Annotated in this window: 12 protein-coding genes; 1 reads left to right on the top strand and 11 read right to left on the bottom strand. The window is 59.0% G+C overall.

The genetic code is table 11. The features are described 5' to 3' along the window. Window positions 1-35 precede the first annotated feature (35 nt). Together J1N02_RS23110 and J1N02_RS23105 are read right to left on the bottom strand one after the other, a co-directional pair. Window positions 36-488 (bottom strand): PaaI family thioesterase, encoded by a 453-nt coding sequence (locus tag J1N02_RS23110; RefSeq protein ID WP_065939925.1) that lies wholly within the window; start codon window positions 486-488, stop codon window positions 36-38. Further along, window positions 485-961: a PaaI family thioesterase gene (locus J1N02_RS23105; RefSeq protein ID WP_027607063.1), complete on the bottom strand. Its 477-nt coding sequence runs from the start codon at window positions 959-961 to the stop codon at window positions 485-487. Before J1N02_RS23105 ends, J1N02_RS23110 begins: the two co-directional genes overlap by 4 nt. A 158-nt stretch (window positions 962-1119) precedes the next feature. Between J1N02_RS23105 and J1N02_RS23100 the strand changes: the two genes are divergently transcribed. Further along, window positions 1120-1371, top strand: coding sequence for a hypothetical protein (locus tag J1N02_RS23100; protein ID WP_010211724.1), 252 nt, complete (start codon window positions 1120-1122; stop codon window positions 1369-1371). 94 nt (window positions 1372-1465) lie between these two features. Here the strand turns inward: J1N02_RS23100 and J1N02_RS23095 are convergent, their stop codons facing one another. The 9 genes from J1N02_RS23095 to sdhA all read right to left on the bottom strand — a co-directional run bounded on the left by J1N02_RS23095 (window position 1466) and on the right by sdhA (window position 14716). Next, a complete protein-coding gene (locus J1N02_RS23095) occupies window positions 1466-2203 on the bottom strand; it encodes a DUF599 domain-containing protein (RefSeq protein WP_027607062.1) in 738 nt (245 codons plus the stop codon). 143 nt (window positions 2204-2346) lie between these two features. Next, window positions 2347-3660: a branched-chain amino acid transport system II carrier protein gene (gene brnQ / locus J1N02_RS23090; protein ID WP_027607061.1), complete on the bottom strand. Its 1314-nt coding sequence runs from the start codon at window positions 3658-3660 to the stop codon at window positions 2347-2349. A 416-nt stretch (window positions 3661-4076) separates the two neighbouring features. After that, on the bottom strand, window positions 4077-4958 hold the full coding sequence (gene sucD, locus J1N02_RS23085; protein WP_003172813.1) for a succinate--CoA ligase subunit alpha: 882 nt from the start codon (window positions 4956-4958) through the stop codon (window positions 4077-4079). Next, on the bottom strand, window positions 4958-6124 hold the full coding sequence (gene sucC, locus J1N02_RS23080; RefSeq protein ID WP_003233235.1) for an ADP-forming succinate--CoA ligase subunit beta: 1167 nt from the start codon (window positions 6122-6124) through the stop codon (window positions 4958-4960). The genes sucD and sucC overlap by 1 nt, the downstream gene beginning before the upstream one ends. Before the next feature lie 204 nt (window positions 6125-6328). Next, window positions 6329-7765 (bottom strand): dihydrolipoyl dehydrogenase, encoded by a 1437-nt coding sequence (lpdA, locus tag J1N02_RS23075; protein ID WP_421147783.1) that lies wholly within the window; start codon window positions 7763-7765, stop codon window positions 6329-6331. Between the two features lie 101 nt (window positions 7766-7866). Beyond that, complete coding sequence (gene odhB, locus J1N02_RS23070; RefSeq protein ID WP_065924489.1) at window positions 7867-9090, bottom strand: 2-oxoglutarate dehydrogenase complex dihydrolipoyllysine-residue succinyltransferase; 1224 nt, start codon at window positions 9088-9090, stop codon at window positions 7867-7869. Window positions 9091-9134: 44 nt separating this feature from the next. Continuing rightward, window positions 9135-11966 (bottom strand): 2-oxoglutarate dehydrogenase E1 component, encoded by a 2832-nt coding sequence (locus J1N02_RS23065; RefSeq protein WP_027607058.1) that lies wholly within the window; start codon window positions 11964-11966, stop codon window positions 9135-9137. 261 nt (window positions 11967-12227) lie between these two features. After that, complete coding sequence (locus tag J1N02_RS23060) at window positions 12228-12932, bottom strand: succinate dehydrogenase iron-sulfur subunit (RefSeq protein ID WP_003172807.1); 705 nt, start codon at window positions 12930-12932, stop codon at window positions 12228-12230. Window positions 12933-12943: 11 nt separating this feature from the next. Continuing rightward, window positions 12944-14716 (bottom strand): succinate dehydrogenase flavoprotein subunit, encoded by a 1773-nt coding sequence (gene sdhA / locus J1N02_RS23055; protein WP_027607057.1) that lies wholly within the window; start codon window positions 14714-14716, stop codon window positions 12944-12946. Between the last annotated feature and the right edge of the window lie 3 nt (window positions 14717-14719).

Genomic DNA, 14719 nt, shown 5'->3' with positions numbered 1-14719 from the left:
GGTTGTCATCAAAGTTGGGGGCTAAGAGCAGGATTTCAAGGGCGGACCACGTCCTCGATCTTGAAATGCGCACGGGCGGTGGCGATGGGCTCGGCGGCGGTGGTTTGCCAGGCGGTGATCGCCACATTCGCCACACGTCGGCCCTGGCGCCACACCTGGCATTTGGCGTAAGTGTCGCGAAACTGGCCGGCGCGCAGGTAATCGAGGGAGAAATCGATGATTTTCGGGAGGCCCGGCGCTCCGGTAAACACCAGCAGGTGCAACGCCGCTGCCAGCTCCATGAAGCCGGCAATCACCCCGCCGTGAAGCGCCGGCAATATGGGGTTACCAATATTGTCCTTGTGGGCCGGCAGGCGAAACAGCAATTCATCCCCCAGCCGGGTGCATTCGATACCGATCAGTTTGGCGTAGGGGATCAGGTCCAGCAGCGCCTCGTAGCTGCCGCGCTGATGGGCCTGTTCCAGGCGGGTCTTGAATCGATGGGTCATGCCTGCTCTCCCTTGATGGCGCGCCCCAACCCTTGGGTGCCCTTGAGACGCTTGCCCATGCGCATGAAGGTGCCCACCACATGGGCGATGGGTTGTTGCGGGTCGTCCTGATAGGCAAAACCACGGGTGAAGATCACGTCGGTGGTCACCCGGTAGCACTGGGCGAAACCATATACCGGCTTATGCGGCTCGGCGGGATGCATATAGTCGACACGCAGGTCCAGGGTCGGGCACACCTCGAACTCCGGCAGGACACACAGGGTGGCCATGCCGCAGGCGGTATCCATCAAGGATGTCAACGCGCCACCGTGGATCACGCCGGTCTGGGGATCACCCACCAACTGCGGCGCGTAAGGCATGACCAACGTGATGCCCTCCTCGCTGGCATGATGAACGCTGATACCCAGCACCTGACAATGGCGCAAGGCCGAGACAAAGCGCGTCGCGCGCTCTAACAAGGGATTTTCGGTCATTCGTTGCAGACTCTTATTAGTGCTGATGGGCGAAATAGACGGTGCGGGCGAAAGTTCCTTTGAGGTCGTTGTTTATATATCTGTGGAATAAAAGGAACTAATGCTGAACGGCCATGCTCGAAAGGCCAGTAGATATCTTCACTAAGGAGAAACACCCCATGCGTAAGACTTTAGCTATTTCCATGATGTTGGCCGCTGCCCTCGGTCTCGCTGCTTGCGACAAGAAATCCGAAGACAAAGCCCAAGATGCAGCAGCGCATTCTGAGCAAGCTCAAAAAGACATGGCGAAAGCTCAGGATAAAGTGAACGACGCTGCGAAAGAAAACGCCGATGCTGCCAAAGCTCAGGCTGAATCGAACGAAGCCGCCGCAAAAGAAGCAGCACCAGCTACTCCTGCCACCGGTTCCTGATACCGCGGCATGAAATAGCTTCGCTGCAAAAAGAAAGCCCGCTTATATAGCGGGCTTTACTTTGCCTGTTGTTTTTAACTCAGCGCGTCACGCATTAAATCTCCTCTTTGGCGGGCTCAGGCATCGGTGTATCCGTCTGCGTATACACCATCACTTGCAGTACGTCGGAATGAAACTCCCGGCGATACAACACGAACACCACCCCGGCACTCATCAACATGAACAACCAGGGGCTGACGAACCACGCCAGCATGGTCATGCCGAAGTAATAAGAACGCAGGCCAAAGTTGAACTGGTTGGCGGCCATGGAAATCACTCGCGCCGCACGCAGGGCAAACGCCTTGCGCTCCTGCTCCGACACATGCCGCTCACCGATCATCGGTGCCGACCCGACCAGCACCGCGGCAAAGTTGTACTGGCGCATGCACCAACTGAAGGTGAAGAAGGCATAGACAAAGACCAGCGCCAGGCAGAGCAGCTTGATCTCCGACATGCCCTGGGAGGCCTGCTGCACCATGGGTATGTCCGCCAGCAATGACACCGCCCGCTCGGAGGCCCCCAGCACCGTGAGAATGCCGGCGAGGATGATCAAGGTGCTGGAGGCGAAGAATGAGGCATTACGCTCCAGGTTGCCGATCACACTGGCGTCGGCGATGCGGTTGTCACGCAGCAGCATACGACGCATCCAGTCTTCGCGATACAAATGCAGCACGCTGGCCAGGCACGCGGTGTCTCGGGCTTTCCAGGTGGCATAACGGGTGTAGCCGCCCCAGCACAGGATGAACCAGAGGGCAGCAAGCAGGTGGATCTGATTGGCTTCGACGAACGACATGCGGGTCCTTGCAGAAAGAAGATTGAGAAACTTTTTGCGTCTGTTCGACGTTAGCGCAGAGAAAAAGACACTGCCTTGCGCTCAAAAAAAATGCCCCGTATCAATCGATACGGGGCATTTCAGTGCAAGCCGAAGCCCGCGAGTTAAGCGATAGCTTCACTACGCTTGCCGAGCACTCGGTCGACCACCACAGCCACGACCAGCGTCATCACCGAGGGCACCAGCCACGCCAGGCCTTGCTCACTCAGCGGCAGGTTCGCCAACTGCGAAGGCATCCAACCCGCCAGACCCGCGCCCTTGAGCGCGTCGATGCAGCCAAAGATGAACGACACCAGCATCACCGGACCGACGATACGGCCCTGCTCCTGCCAGAAGTCTTTGCAGAAACTCAACGCCACCAGCACGATGCACGGCGGGTAGATCGCAGTGAGTACCGGGATCGAGAACGCAATCAGCTTGGTCAGGCCCAGGTTCGACACGAACAGCGAGAACAGCGCCAGAATGACGACCAGCGCCTTGTAGGACAGCGGCAGGATTTTGCTGAAGTACTCGGCACACGCGCAGGTCAGGCCGACGGCTGTGACCAGGCATGCCAGGGAGATCAATACAGCCAGGAACCCACTGCCCAGGGAACCGAAGGTGTGCTGAACATAAGCGTGCAGCACTGCGGCGCCATTGGCCGCGCCGGCAGCGACTTCATGGCTGCCCGACCCGAGGCGGAACAGGCTGACATACACCAGCGCCAAACCGACGCCGGCAATCAACCCGGCAATGATCGCGTAGCGGGTGATCAGCTTGGGCGATTCGACACCACGGGAACGGATCGCATTGACGATCACAATGCCAAACACCAGCGCACCCAGGGTATCCATGGTCAAGTAGCCATTGATAAAGCCCTGGGAAAACGGTGCGGCGACGTATTCCGGGGTGGCGACACCCACCTCACCAGCCGGCAGGGCAAACGCGGCAATGCCGAGGATGGCCAGGGCGATGATCTTCAGCGGCGCCAGGAAGCGACCCACGGTGTCCAGCAGTCGGCCTGGGTACAGGGAGACAAAGAACACCACCAGGAAATACACCGAGCTGTAGAGGAACAACGCCAGCGGGCTTTCGCCGGTCAGCGGCGCCAGGCCCACTTCAAACGACACGGTCGCGGTACGCGGGGTGGCGAACAGCGGCCCTACCGCCAGATACGCCGCCGCCGCGAGCAGGCCACCGGCGATCTTGCCGATCGGGCTGCTCAGCGCGTCCATGCCGCCTCCGACCTTGGCCAGGGCGATCACGGTGACCACCGGCAGGCCAACGGCGGTGATCAGGAAGCCCAGCGCCGCCATCCAGACATGAGGCCCGGACTGCAAACCAACGATAGGCGGGAAGATGATGTTGCCGGCGCCCACGAACAGGGCGAAGGTCATGAAGCCCAACGCCAGGATGTCCTGGCTTTTCAACACTTTCATTTGAGGAAATACCACACTACTGAATCGGAATTTAGAGAGGGATTCCCTATGGATGAGGGAAATGCTGCCGGCCCTTATGGGCACCGGCCGGTCTAGCGCGCAGCTTCCTTTTGGGAGGCGGACGCATAAAGAGGCGGCTAGGGTACAGAATTAGCCTGACAAACGCACTGTTGCGGGGCGGACTGTCCGATAAGCGACATCTCGATGTCGCGTTTTCATACTTAATTTGGCAATACAAACAAAATTGTGGGAGGGGGCTTGCCCCCGATAGCGGTGCGTCAGTCCCACATTAGCTGGCTGATGCACTGCAATCGGGGCAAGCCCCCTCCCACATTTGAATCGTCAACAATCTGCAGAATGCACAAAGGCCACCCGAAGGTGGCCTTTGCTGGTAAAGCGTCAGCTAAGCGCGAGGCTTACTTGACAGCCCAACCGGTCAGCTCGGCCAAAGCCTTGCCGATGTCTGCCAGCGAACGCACGGTTTTAACGCCTGCGTCTTGCAGTGCAGCGAATTTCTCGTCTGCAGTGCCTTTGCCGCCAGAGATGATTGCGCCCGCATGGCCCATGCGCTTGCCCGCAGGGGCAGTCACACCAGCGATGTAGGAAACAACCGGCTTGGTCACGTGTGCCTTGATATAGGCAGCCGCTTCTTCTTCAGCCGAACCGCCGATCTCACCGATCATCACGATCGCTTCGGTCTTCGGGTCTTCCTGGAACAGCTTCAGGATATCGATGAAGTTGGAGCCCGGGATCGGGTCACCGCCGATGCCGACGCAAGTCGACTGACCGAAACCGGCGTCAGTGGTCTGCTTCACAGCTTCGTAGGTCAGGGTGCCGGAACGGGAAACGATACCGACTTTACCTGGCAAGTGAATGTGACCTGGCATGATGCCGATCTTGCATTCGCCTGGAGTGATCACGCCTGGGCAGTTAGGGCCGATCAGGACTACGCCCAGCTCGTCGCACTTAACTTTAGCGTCCAGCATGTCCAGGGTAGGAATGCCTTCGGTGATGCACACGATCAGCTTGATGCCGCCGAATGCCGCTTCCAGGATCGAGTCCTTGCAGAAAGGAGCTGGAACGTAGATCACGCTGGCGGTGGCGCCAGTGGCAGCTACAGCGTCTTTCACGGTGTTGAACACTGGCAGGCCCAGGTGCTCGGTGCCGCCTTTGCCCGGGGTTACGCCGCCAACCATCTTGGTGCCGTATTCGATGGCTTGCTGGGTGTGGAAACTACCTTGCGAACCGGTAATACCCTGGCAGATAACTTTGGTGTCTTTATTGATCAGGACGCTCATTATTTGCCCTCCGCAGCTTTGACAACTTGTTGAGCAGCGTCGGTCAGGCTGGTAGCCGCGATGATGTTCAAACCGCTTTCTGCCAGTACTTTAGCGCCCAGTTCAGCATTGTTGCCTTCAAGGCGAACAACAACCGGGATTTTAACGCCGACTTCTTTCACTGCACCGATGATGCCTTCGGCAATCATGTCGCAACGAACGATGCCGCCGAAGATGTTGACCAGTACTGCAGCGACGTTGGAGTCGGACAGGATGATCTTGAAGGCTTCGGTTACGCGTTCTTTGGTAGCACCACCGCCCACGTCGAGGAAGTTGGCTGGTTTGCCGCCATGCAGGTTGACGATGTCCATGGTACCCATGGCCAGGCCGGCACCGTTGACCATGCAACCGATGTTACCTTCCAGGGCTACGTAGTTCAGTTCGAACTTGGCAGCGTGCGCTTCGCGCGGATCGTCCTGGGACGGATCGTGGAAAGTCTTCAGCTTAGGCTGACGGTACATGGCGTTGGCGTCGATGTTGATCTTGGCGTCGAGGCAGTGCAGATCGCCATCAGCCTTGATCACCAGCGGGTTCACTTCCAGCAGGGCCAGATCGTGATCCTGGAACAGCTTGGCCAGACCTACGAAGATCTTGGCGAACTGGGCAACTTGCTTGCCTTCCAGGCCCAGCTGGAAAGCCAGCTCGCGACCCTGGAATGGCTGGGCGCCAACCAGTGGATCGATAGTGGCTTTCAGGATTTTTTCTGGGGTTTCGTGAGCGATCTTCTCGATGTCCACGCCACCTTCGGTGGAAGCCATGAACACGATGCGACGGCTCGAACGGTCAACGACAGCGCCCAGGTACAGCTCTTTAGCGATATCAGTGCACGATTCAACCAGGATCTTGGTGACTGGCTGGCCATTGGCATCAGTCTGGTAAGTCACCAGACGCTTGCCCAGCCACTGCTGTGCGAAGGCCTTGGCGTCTTCTTTGCTGCGAACCAGCTTAACGCCGCCCGCTTTACCGCGACCACCAGCGTGGACCTGGGCTTTGACAACCCACTCGGTGCCGCCGATTTTGTCGCAAGCTTCTGCTGCTGCTTCCGGGGTGTCTACTGCGTAGCCCTTGGAAACTGGCAGGCCGTATTCAGCGAACAGCTGCTTACCCTGATACTCGTGAAGATTCATGCTTTTTACCGTCTTCGTTAGGTACTGCGCATTCGGCGCTGCGCTCATTATGAGTGCCGCGCCACCTGTGACTGCTGCTTGCGCAACTTGCGGGGCTCAAGGCCCGTAAAGCTGCGCAAGACTGCGTCCAGCGGATATTCCGCGGTGAGTCTTGCGCGCAAGGCTCACGACGGGCAACTCCGCCGTGGTTTCTTATTATCTCGCTTAGCGCTTCTTCTTGTTGGCGATGTGGATGGCATGGCCATTCACTGCCAACGCGGCTTCGTGCAGCGCTTCGGACAGGGTCGGATGGGAGAAGACCATCATGCCGATGTCCTCGGCACTGGTGCCGAATTCCATACCGATCGCGCCCTGCTGAACCAGTTCTGCTGCGCCTGGGCCAATCACGTGGACGCCCAATACGCGGTCAGTCTTGGCATCAGCGATGACTTTGACAAAACCACCGGTGTCGTTGGCTGCCATGGCACGGCCAGAAGCGGCGAACGGGAAGGTGCCGACGTTAACTTCAACGCCTTCAGCTTTCAACTGCTGTTCGTTCTTGCCGACCCATGCAATTTCAGGGTGGGTGTAGATAACCGATGGGATCAGGTCGTAGTTCATCTGGGTCTTGTGACCCTTGATGCGCTCGACCACCATGATGCCTTCTTCGGAAGCCTTGTGCGCGAGCATCATGCCGCGAACCACGTCGCCAATGGCGTAGACGCCCGGAACGGTGGTAGCGCAGTGATCGTCAACGTGGATGAAGCCACGCTCGTCGATGTTCACGCCGCTGTCGGAAGCCAGCAGGTCGGTGGTCACTGGACGGCGACCAACGGCTACGATCAGCTTGTCGAACGTGATGGTCTGTTCGCCATCCTTGTCGGTGTAGGTCACGACGACTTCTTCGCCGTTGACCTTAGAGCCGGTCACGCGAGCGCCCAGCTTGATGTCCAGACCTTGTTTGGTCAGGGTTTTCAGCGCTTCCTTCGACACTGCGGCGTCAGCAGCCAGCAGGAACGTGTCCAGGGCTTCCAGCACGGTCACTTCGGAACCGAGGCGGGACCAGACCGAACCCAGTTCCAGGCCGATGACGCCGGCGCCGATCACGCCCAGGCGCTTAGGCACAGCCTGGAATTCCAGGGCGCCGGTCGAATCAACGATCACGTTCTGGTCAACCGGAGCCGGTGGAATATCGATTGGACGCGAACCTGGGGCCAGGATCACGTTCTCGGCTTCGATGACTTCTACCGAGCCGTCCGGCTTGGTGATTTCAACTTTTTTGCCGGCCAGCAGCTTGCCGTGGCCTTGCAGGGAAGTCACGCCGTTGGCCTTGAACAAGGTGGCAACGCCGGAAGTCAGGCCTTTGACGATGTTGGCTTTACGGCCGACCATTGCTGGCACGTCCATGGTCACGCCGGCATGGTTGATGCCGTGGATCGCGAAACCGTCCTGGGCTTCGTGGAATTTCCAGGAGCTGTCCAGCAGCGCCTTGGACGGAATGCAACCGACGTTCAGGCAAGTACCGCCCAATGCCAGTTTGCCTTCCTTGTCGGTGTATTTTTCGATGCAAGCAGTCGAGAGGCCCAGTTGTGCGGCCTTGATGGCGGCAACGTAGCCGCCAGGACCCGCACCAATCACTACAACGTCAAATTTCTGCGACATGAAAATAGTTCCTCTATTTAGCAGCAAGCTTTCAAGCCGCAAGCCCCAAGCCCAACTGCCTTATCCGGCAATCTGTCACTTGAGACCTGCAGCTGCTTCTATCAGATATCCAGCAGCAGACGAGCCGGGTCTTCCAGCAGGTTCTTGATGGTCACCAGGAAAGTCACGGCTTCTTTACCATCGATCAGGCGGTGATCGTAAGACAGCGCCAGGTACATCATTGGGCGGATCACGACTTGGCCGTTGATGGCCATCGGACGCTGGATGATGTTGTGCATGCCCAGGATCGCGGCTTGCGGCGGGTTAACGATCGGCGTCGACATCATCGAACCGAAGGTACCACCGTTGGTGATGGTGAAGGTACCACCGGTCATCTCGTCGATGGTCAGCTTGCCGTCACGGGCTTTCTTGCCGAAGCCGGCGATGCCGCCTTCGATTTCAGCCAGGCTCATCAGTTCGGCGTTACGCAGGACCGGGACCACCAGGCCACGGTCGCTGGACACGGCAACGCCGACGTCTGCATAACCGTGGTAAACGATGTCGCCGCCGTCGATGGAAGCGTTGACTGCCGGGAAGCGTTTCAGCGCTTCGGTGGCCGCTTTCACGAAGAACGACATGAAGCCCAGGCGCACGCCGTTGTGGGACTTCTCGAACAGATCCTTGTACTTCGAACGCAGAGCCATGACTTCGGTCATGTCGACTTCGTTGAAAGTGGTCAGCATCGCCATGTTCGACTGTGCTTCAACCAGGCGCTTGGCCACGGTGGCACGCACGCGGGTCATCGGCACACGCTTCTCGGTGCGGTCGCCGGCAGCGAACACAGGCGCAGCGGCAGCCGGGGCAGCAGCCTTGGCAGGCGCGGCAGCCGGAGCGTTTTTCTTGGCTTCAACAGCAGCGACCACGTCTTCCTTGGTCACACGGCCGTCTTTGCCGGTGCCTTTGATGGAAGCCAGGTTGATGCCGTTTTCTTCAGCCAACTGGCGAGCAGCCGGTGCGGCGATTGGATCTTCGCCACCCGCAGCCGGAGCGGCAGCAGGTGCCGAGGCAGCGGCCGGTGCAGCAGCGGCAGCAGGAGCAGCGGCAGCGCTGCCCTCTTCGATCGAGCCGAGTACCTGGTTCGACAGAACGGTAGCGCCCTCTTCGGCAACGATTGCGCCCAGCACGCCGTCAGCCTCGGCCAACACTTCCAGCACGACTTTGTCGGTCTCGATGTCGACGATCAGGTCGTCACGCTTGACGGCCTCACCTGGTTTCTTGTGCCAGGTGGCAACGGTGCCATCGGCAACCGATTCCGGGAATGACGGGGCTTTGATTTCGATAGCCATTATCTGTGGGTCCTTAAAATTCGGTTTCAGTCAGCGCGAAGGCGTTAAACAGTGAAAGCATCTTGCAGCAGTTTTTCCTGCTGCTCGGCGTGCATCGACGCATAACCACACGCAGGTGCAGCGGAAGCATCACGGCCGGCGTACTCCAGGCCCAGGGCCTTGTTGTGGTTACCGATGCTGCGACGCAGGTGATGCTGGCTGCTGTACCAAGCGCCCTGGTTCATCGGCTCTTCCTGACACCACACCACGTTAGTGAGGTTGGTGTAAGGCGCGATGGCCTCCATCAGGTCGTCTTCCGGGAACGGATAAAGCTGCTCGATACGCACGATGGCGATGTCTTCGCGGCCTTCGGCACGGCGTTTTTCCAGCAGGTCGTAGTAGACCTTGCCGCTGCACAGCACCAGGCGAGTCACCTTGGCCGGGTCCAGCGTGTCGATTTCTGGAATAACGGTCTGGAACGAGCCATCCGCCAGATCTTCCAGGGTCGAGATGGCCAGTTTGTGACGCAGCAGCGACTTCGGCGTCAGCACGACCAGCGGCTTGCGCAGCGGGCGGATTACCTGGCGACGCAGCAAGTGGTAGATCTGTGCCGGGGTGGTCGGCACGCACACCTGGATGTTGTGCTCGGCGCACAGTTGCAGGTAACGCTCCAGACGGGCCGAGGAGTGCTCAGGGCCCTGACCTTCATAGCCATGTGGCAGCAGCATGGTCAGACCGCACAGGCGACCCCACTTGTGCTCGCCGCTGGTGATGAACTGGTCGATAACCACTTGGGCGCCGTTGGCGAAGTCGCCGAACTGGGCTTCCCAGATCACCAGCGCATTCGGCGTGGTGGTCGAGTAACCGTATTCGAACGCCAGTACCGCTTCTTCGGACAGGAACGAATCGTACAGGTCGAAACGTGGCTGGCCTTCGTAGAGGTGCTTCAGCGGAACGTAGGTGCTTGCGTCTTTCTGGTTGTGCAGAACCGCGTGACGGTGCGAGAACGTACCACGGCCGATGTCCTGGCCAGTCATGCGGATCGGGTGACCTTCGAACGCCAGGGTCGCGTACGCCATGGTTTCGGCGTAACCCCAGTTGATCGGCAGGCCGCCGGCTTGCATCTTCTGACGGTCTTCGTAGATCTTCGCAACCTGGCGCTGCACCACGAAGCCTTCCGGAATTTCCAGCAGCTTGGCGGACAGTTCCTGCAGGGTCTTCAGATCGAACGAGGTGTCGTGACGCGCCGTCCAGGTGTGACCCAGGTACGGACGCCAGTCAACGAACAGCTCTTTGTTCGGCTCCTTGACCAGGCTTTTTACGACATGCAGACCATTGTCCAGCGCGTTGCGGTATTCATCGATCTTCGCCTGAACACGTTCATCGTCAACGATACCGGCCTTGGTCAGGCTTTCGGCATACAGCTCACGGGTGGTGCGCTGCTTGGTGATCTGCTGGTACATCAACGGCTGGGTGCCGCTTGGTTCGTCGGCTTCGTTGTGACCGCGGCGGCGGTAGCAAACCAGGTCGATCACCACGTCACGCTTGAACTGCATGCGGTAGTCGACAGCCAGTTGGGTCACGAACAGCACGGCTTCCGGATCATCGCCATTCACATGGAGGATCGGCGCCTGGATCATCTTGGCAACGTCGGTGGCGTACTCGGTGGAACGCGCGTCCAACGGGTTGCTGATGGTGAAGCCAACCTGGTTGTTGATGACGATGTGAACGGTACCGCCGGTCTTGAAGCCGCGGGTCTGCGACATCTGGAACGTTTCCAGGACCACGCCTTGACCGGCGAATGCCGCGTCACCGTGGATGGAAATCGGCAGGACCTTTTCACCGGTGGTGTCGTTACGACGATCCTGGCGAGCACGGACCGAACCCTCGACCACTGGAGAAACGATTTCCAGGTGGGATGGGTTGAACGCCATGGCCAGGTGAACTTCACCGCCGGTGGTCATCACGTTGGACGAGAAGCCCTGGTGGTATTTAACGTCACCGGAACCCAGCTCGACCTTCTTCTTGCCTTCGAACTCGTCGAACAGCTCACGCGGGTTCTTGCCGAAGGTGTTGACCAACACGTTCAAGCGACCACGGTGGGCCATGCCGATCACGATTTCCTTGGTGCCGTAGGAACCGGAACGCTGGATCAGCTCGTCGAGCATCGGAATCAGGCTCTCGCCGCCTTCCAGGCCGAAACGCTTGGTGCCCGGGTATTTGGTACCCAGGTATTTTTCCAGGCCCTCGGCTGCGGTCACGCGCTCAAGCAGGTGGCTGCGCACGTCGGCGGACAATACCGGACGGCCACGCACGCCTTCCAGGCGATGCTGGAACCAGTGGCGTTGCTCCGAATCGGTGATGTGCGTGAACTCAGCGCCGATGGTGCGGCAATATGTCTGCTGCAACGCTTCGTGAATTTCGCGTAGGCTCGCTTCCTCTTTGCCGATGAACAGGTCGCCGGCACGGAAGGTCGTATCAAGATCGGCATTGGTCAAGCCGTAATGATTGATCGACAGGTCAGCAGGTGCAGGACGCTGCCAGAGCCCCAGCGGGTCAAGCTGGGCCGCCTGGTGGCCACGCATCCGGTAGGCCTGGATCAGTCGCAGTACTTCAACTTGCTTCTTCTCGTGCTCACTGCTCACGCTGCCGGCGGAAACCGGTTGGGCGCGGCGCTGGTTCTTTGCCAGCAGCACGAACTGATCGCGAATTGTTGCGTGCGATACATCGGTGGCAGCGTTGCCGTCTGAAGACAACGTCTGAAATTTGGTGCGCCATTCTTCTGGCACAGCGTTAGGGTCGTGCAGGTAGAGCTCATAAAGCTCTTCCACATAGGCAGCGTTACCACCTGAAAGATAGCCGCTGTTCCACATGCGCTGCATCACGCTTTCTTGCATGCTTGGTCACCCTCGATTTGGGGACACCACCGGCGAAAACACCGAGTTTGCTTGCAAAAGGCCAAGTGCAGCGACCAAAACAAGCCACTTAGGATCACGCTGATAGTTCGGGTACCAACCCGAATGCCCCTGCTTGTCTCATTTCTTCAAAATAAGAGCCGCGGCTTTGTAAGTCGCTGCTCAAGTTAAAACTACGGCGCCGGTTGAAGCCTGCGCCGTAGCATTTACGGGCACAACGGTCCTGCTTTGTTACAACGTCAGTTACACACCGCTTTGCAGCAGCATGTTACGGATGTGACCAATGGCCTTAGTCGGGTTCAGGCCTTTGGGACATACGTTGACGCAGTTCATGATCCCGCGGCAGCGGAATACGCTGAACGGGTCATCCAGCGAAGCCAGGCGCTCGGACGTCTTGGTGTCGCGGCTGTCTGCCAGGAAGCGGTACGCTTGCAGCAGGGCAGCTGGACCCAGGAACTTGTCCGGGTTCCACCAGAAGGACGGGCACGACGTCGAGCAGCAGGCGCACAGGATGCACTCGTACAGGCCATCGAGCTTTTCACGCTCTTCTGGGGACTGCAGACGCTCGATGGCCGGAGCCGGCGTGTCGTTCTGCAGGAACGGCTTAACTTTCTCGTATTGCTTGTAGAAGATGCTCATATCGACGACCAGGTCACGGATAACCGGCAAACCTGGCAGAGGACGAACGATCAGCTTGTTGCCTTTGACAACGGCGGACAGCGGCGTGATGCACGCCAGGCCGTTTTTGCCGTTGATGTTCATGCCGTCGGAACCGCACACACCTTCACGGCAAGAGCGACGATAGGAGAAACCTTCGTCCTGCTCTTTGATCAGTGCCAATACATCCAGCACCATCAGGTCTTTACCACCGGTATCGACCTGGAACTCCTGCATGAACGGCGCAGCGTCCTGATCAGGGTTGTAGCGATAAACACTGACTTTCAACATGGCAGCCACCCTTAGTAAGTCCGAATCTTCGGTTCAAACGTCGGAACCGTCTTCGGCGAGAAGTTCACGGCACGCTTGGTTACGCGCTTGTCACCCGGGAAGTACAGGGTGTGGCACAACCAGTTTTCGTCATCGCGATCTTCAAAGTCTTCACGAGCGTGGGCACCACGGGATTCCTTACGAACCTCGGCGGCGATCGCAGTCGCTTCAGCCACTTCCAGCAGGTTTTGCAGTTCAAGGGCTTCGATACGAGCGGTGTTGAACGCCTGGCTCTTATCGTTGATCTTGACGTTGGCGATGCGCTTGCGCAGATCGGCCAGCTGGGCAATACCCTTCTGCATGTATTCGCCGGTACGGAATACACCGAAGTAGTTCTGCATGCAGCTTTGCAGCTCGCGACGCAGGGTTGCCACGTCTTCGCCATCAGTGCGCTCGTTCAGAGCGTTCAGGCGCGCCAGGGCGGCCTCGATGTTGGCGTCGGTGGCGTCATCGTATTCGATGCCGTCGGTCAGGGCTTTTTCCAGGTGCAGGCCAGCCGCGCGGCCGAATACCACCAGGTCGAGCAGCGAGTTGCCGCCCAGGCGGTTGGCACCGTGTACCGATACGCAGGCCACTTCGCCTACCGCGAACAGACCGTGGATGATCTCGTCCACGCCTTCGGCGTTCTGGGTGATCGCCTGGCCATGAATGTTGGTCGGAACACCGCCCATCATGTAGTGGCAGGTTGGAACAACCGGAACCGGAGCAACCACCGGGTCCACGTGGGCAAAGGTCTTGGACAGCTCACAGATACCCGGCAGGCGGCTGTGCAGCACTTCTTCACCCAGGTGATCGAGCTTCAGCAGTACGTGGTCGCCATTCGGGCCACAGCCGTTACCGGCGATGATTTCCTTGACCATCGAACGGGCAACGACGTCACGACCCGCCAGGTCTTTCGCGTTCGGAGCATAACGTTCCATGAAACGCTCGCCGTGCTTGTTGATCAGGTAACCACCTTCACCACGGCAACCTTCGGTGACCAGTACACCGGCGCCGGCGATGCCGGTCGGGTGGAACTGCCACATTTCGATGTCCTGCACCGGCACGCCGGCACGCAGTGCCATGCCGACGCCGTCACCGGTGTTGATCAGGGCATTGGTGGTGGAAGCGTAGATACGACCTGCACCGCCGGTCGCCAGAACGGTAGCCTTGGCGCGGATGTAGGTGGTTTCACCGGTTTCGATGCAGATGGCGATCACGCCAACGAATGCACCGTCGGCGTTCTTCACCAGATCCACTGCGTAGTATTCGTTCAGGAACGTGGTGCCGGCCTTCAGGTTGCCCTGATAAAGCGTGTGCAGCAGCGCGTGACCGGTACGGTCGGACGCGGCGCAGGTACGGGCAGCCTGGCCGCCTTTACCGTAGTCCTTCGACTGGCCGCCGAATGGACGCTGGTAGATGCGACCCTGTTCGGTACGGGAGAACGGCAGGCCCATGTGGTCCAGCTCGAACACCGCGGCCGGGCCTTCCTGGCACATGTATTCGATAGCGTCCTGGTCACCGATGTAGTCGGAACCCTTGACGGTATCGTACATGTGCCAGCGCCAGTCATCGTTCGGGTCGGCGGACGCGATGGCGCAGGTGATGCCACCCTGGGCCGACACGGTGTGGGAGCGCGTCGGGAATACCTTGGTGATCACGGCAGTCTTGTGACCGCCCTGGGCCAGCTGCAGCGCTGCGCGCATGCCGGCACCGCCGCCACCAATAATGATGGCGTCGAAGGAAATAGTTGGAATGTTAGCCATGAA

The sequence above is a fragment of the Pseudomonas sp. NFX5 genome, from assembly GCF_049132125.1.
In the GTDB taxonomy this organism is placed as follows: domain Bacteria; phylum Pseudomonadota; class Gammaproteobacteria; order Pseudomonadales; family Pseudomonadaceae; genus Aquipseudomonas; species Aquipseudomonas marginalis.
Note: the sequence above shows the minus strand (reverse complement) of the source record. Positions and strands in the feature narration are given on the sequence as shown.

Excerpts from the sequence above, each read along its gene's own strand:
- J1N02_RS23110 (WP_065939925.1), bottom strand. The coding sequence starts at position 488 with ATGACCCATCGATTCAAGACCCGCCTGGAACAGGCCCATCAGCGCGGC.
- J1N02_RS23105 (WP_027607063.1), bottom strand. The coding sequence starts at position 961 with ATGACCGAAAATCCCTTGTTAGAGCGCGCGACGCGCTTTGTCTCGGCC.
- J1N02_RS23100 (WP_010211724.1), top strand. The coding sequence starts at position 1,120 with ATGCGTAAGACTTTAGCTATTTCCATGATGTTGGCCGCTGCCCTCGGT.
- J1N02_RS23095 (WP_027607062.1), bottom strand. The coding sequence starts at position 2,203 with ATGTCGTTCGTCGAAGCCAATCAGATCCACCTGCTTGCTGCCCTCTGG.
- brnQ (WP_027607061.1), bottom strand. The coding sequence starts at position 3,660 with ATGAAAGTGTTGAAAAGCCAGGACATCCTGGCGTTGGGCTTCATGACC.
- sucD (WP_003172813.1), bottom strand. The coding sequence starts at position 4,958 with ATGAGCGTCCTGATCAATAAAGACACCAAAGTTATCTGCCAGGGTATT.
- sucC (WP_003233235.1), bottom strand. The coding sequence starts at position 6,124 with ATGAATCTTCACGAGTATCAGGGTAAGCAGCTGTTCGCTGAATACGGC.
- lpdA (WP_421147783.1), bottom strand. The coding sequence starts at position 7,765 with ATGTCGCAGAAATTTGACGTTGTAGTGATTGGTGCGGGTCCTGGCGGC.
- odhB (WP_065924489.1), bottom strand. The coding sequence starts at position 9,090 with ATGGCTATCGAAATCAAAGCCCCGTCATTCCCGGAATCGGTTGCCGAT.
- J1N02_RS23065 (WP_027607058.1), bottom strand. The coding sequence starts at position 11,966 with ATGCAAGAAAGCGTGATGCAGCGCATGTGGAACAGCGGCTATCTTTCA.
- J1N02_RS23060 (WP_003172807.1), bottom strand. The coding sequence starts at position 12,932 with ATGTTGAAAGTCAGTGTTTATCGCTACAACCCTGATCAGGACGCTGCG.
- sdhA (WP_027607057.1), bottom strand. The coding sequence starts at position 14,716 with ATGGCTAACATTCCAACTATTTCCTTCGACGCCATCATTATTGGTGGC.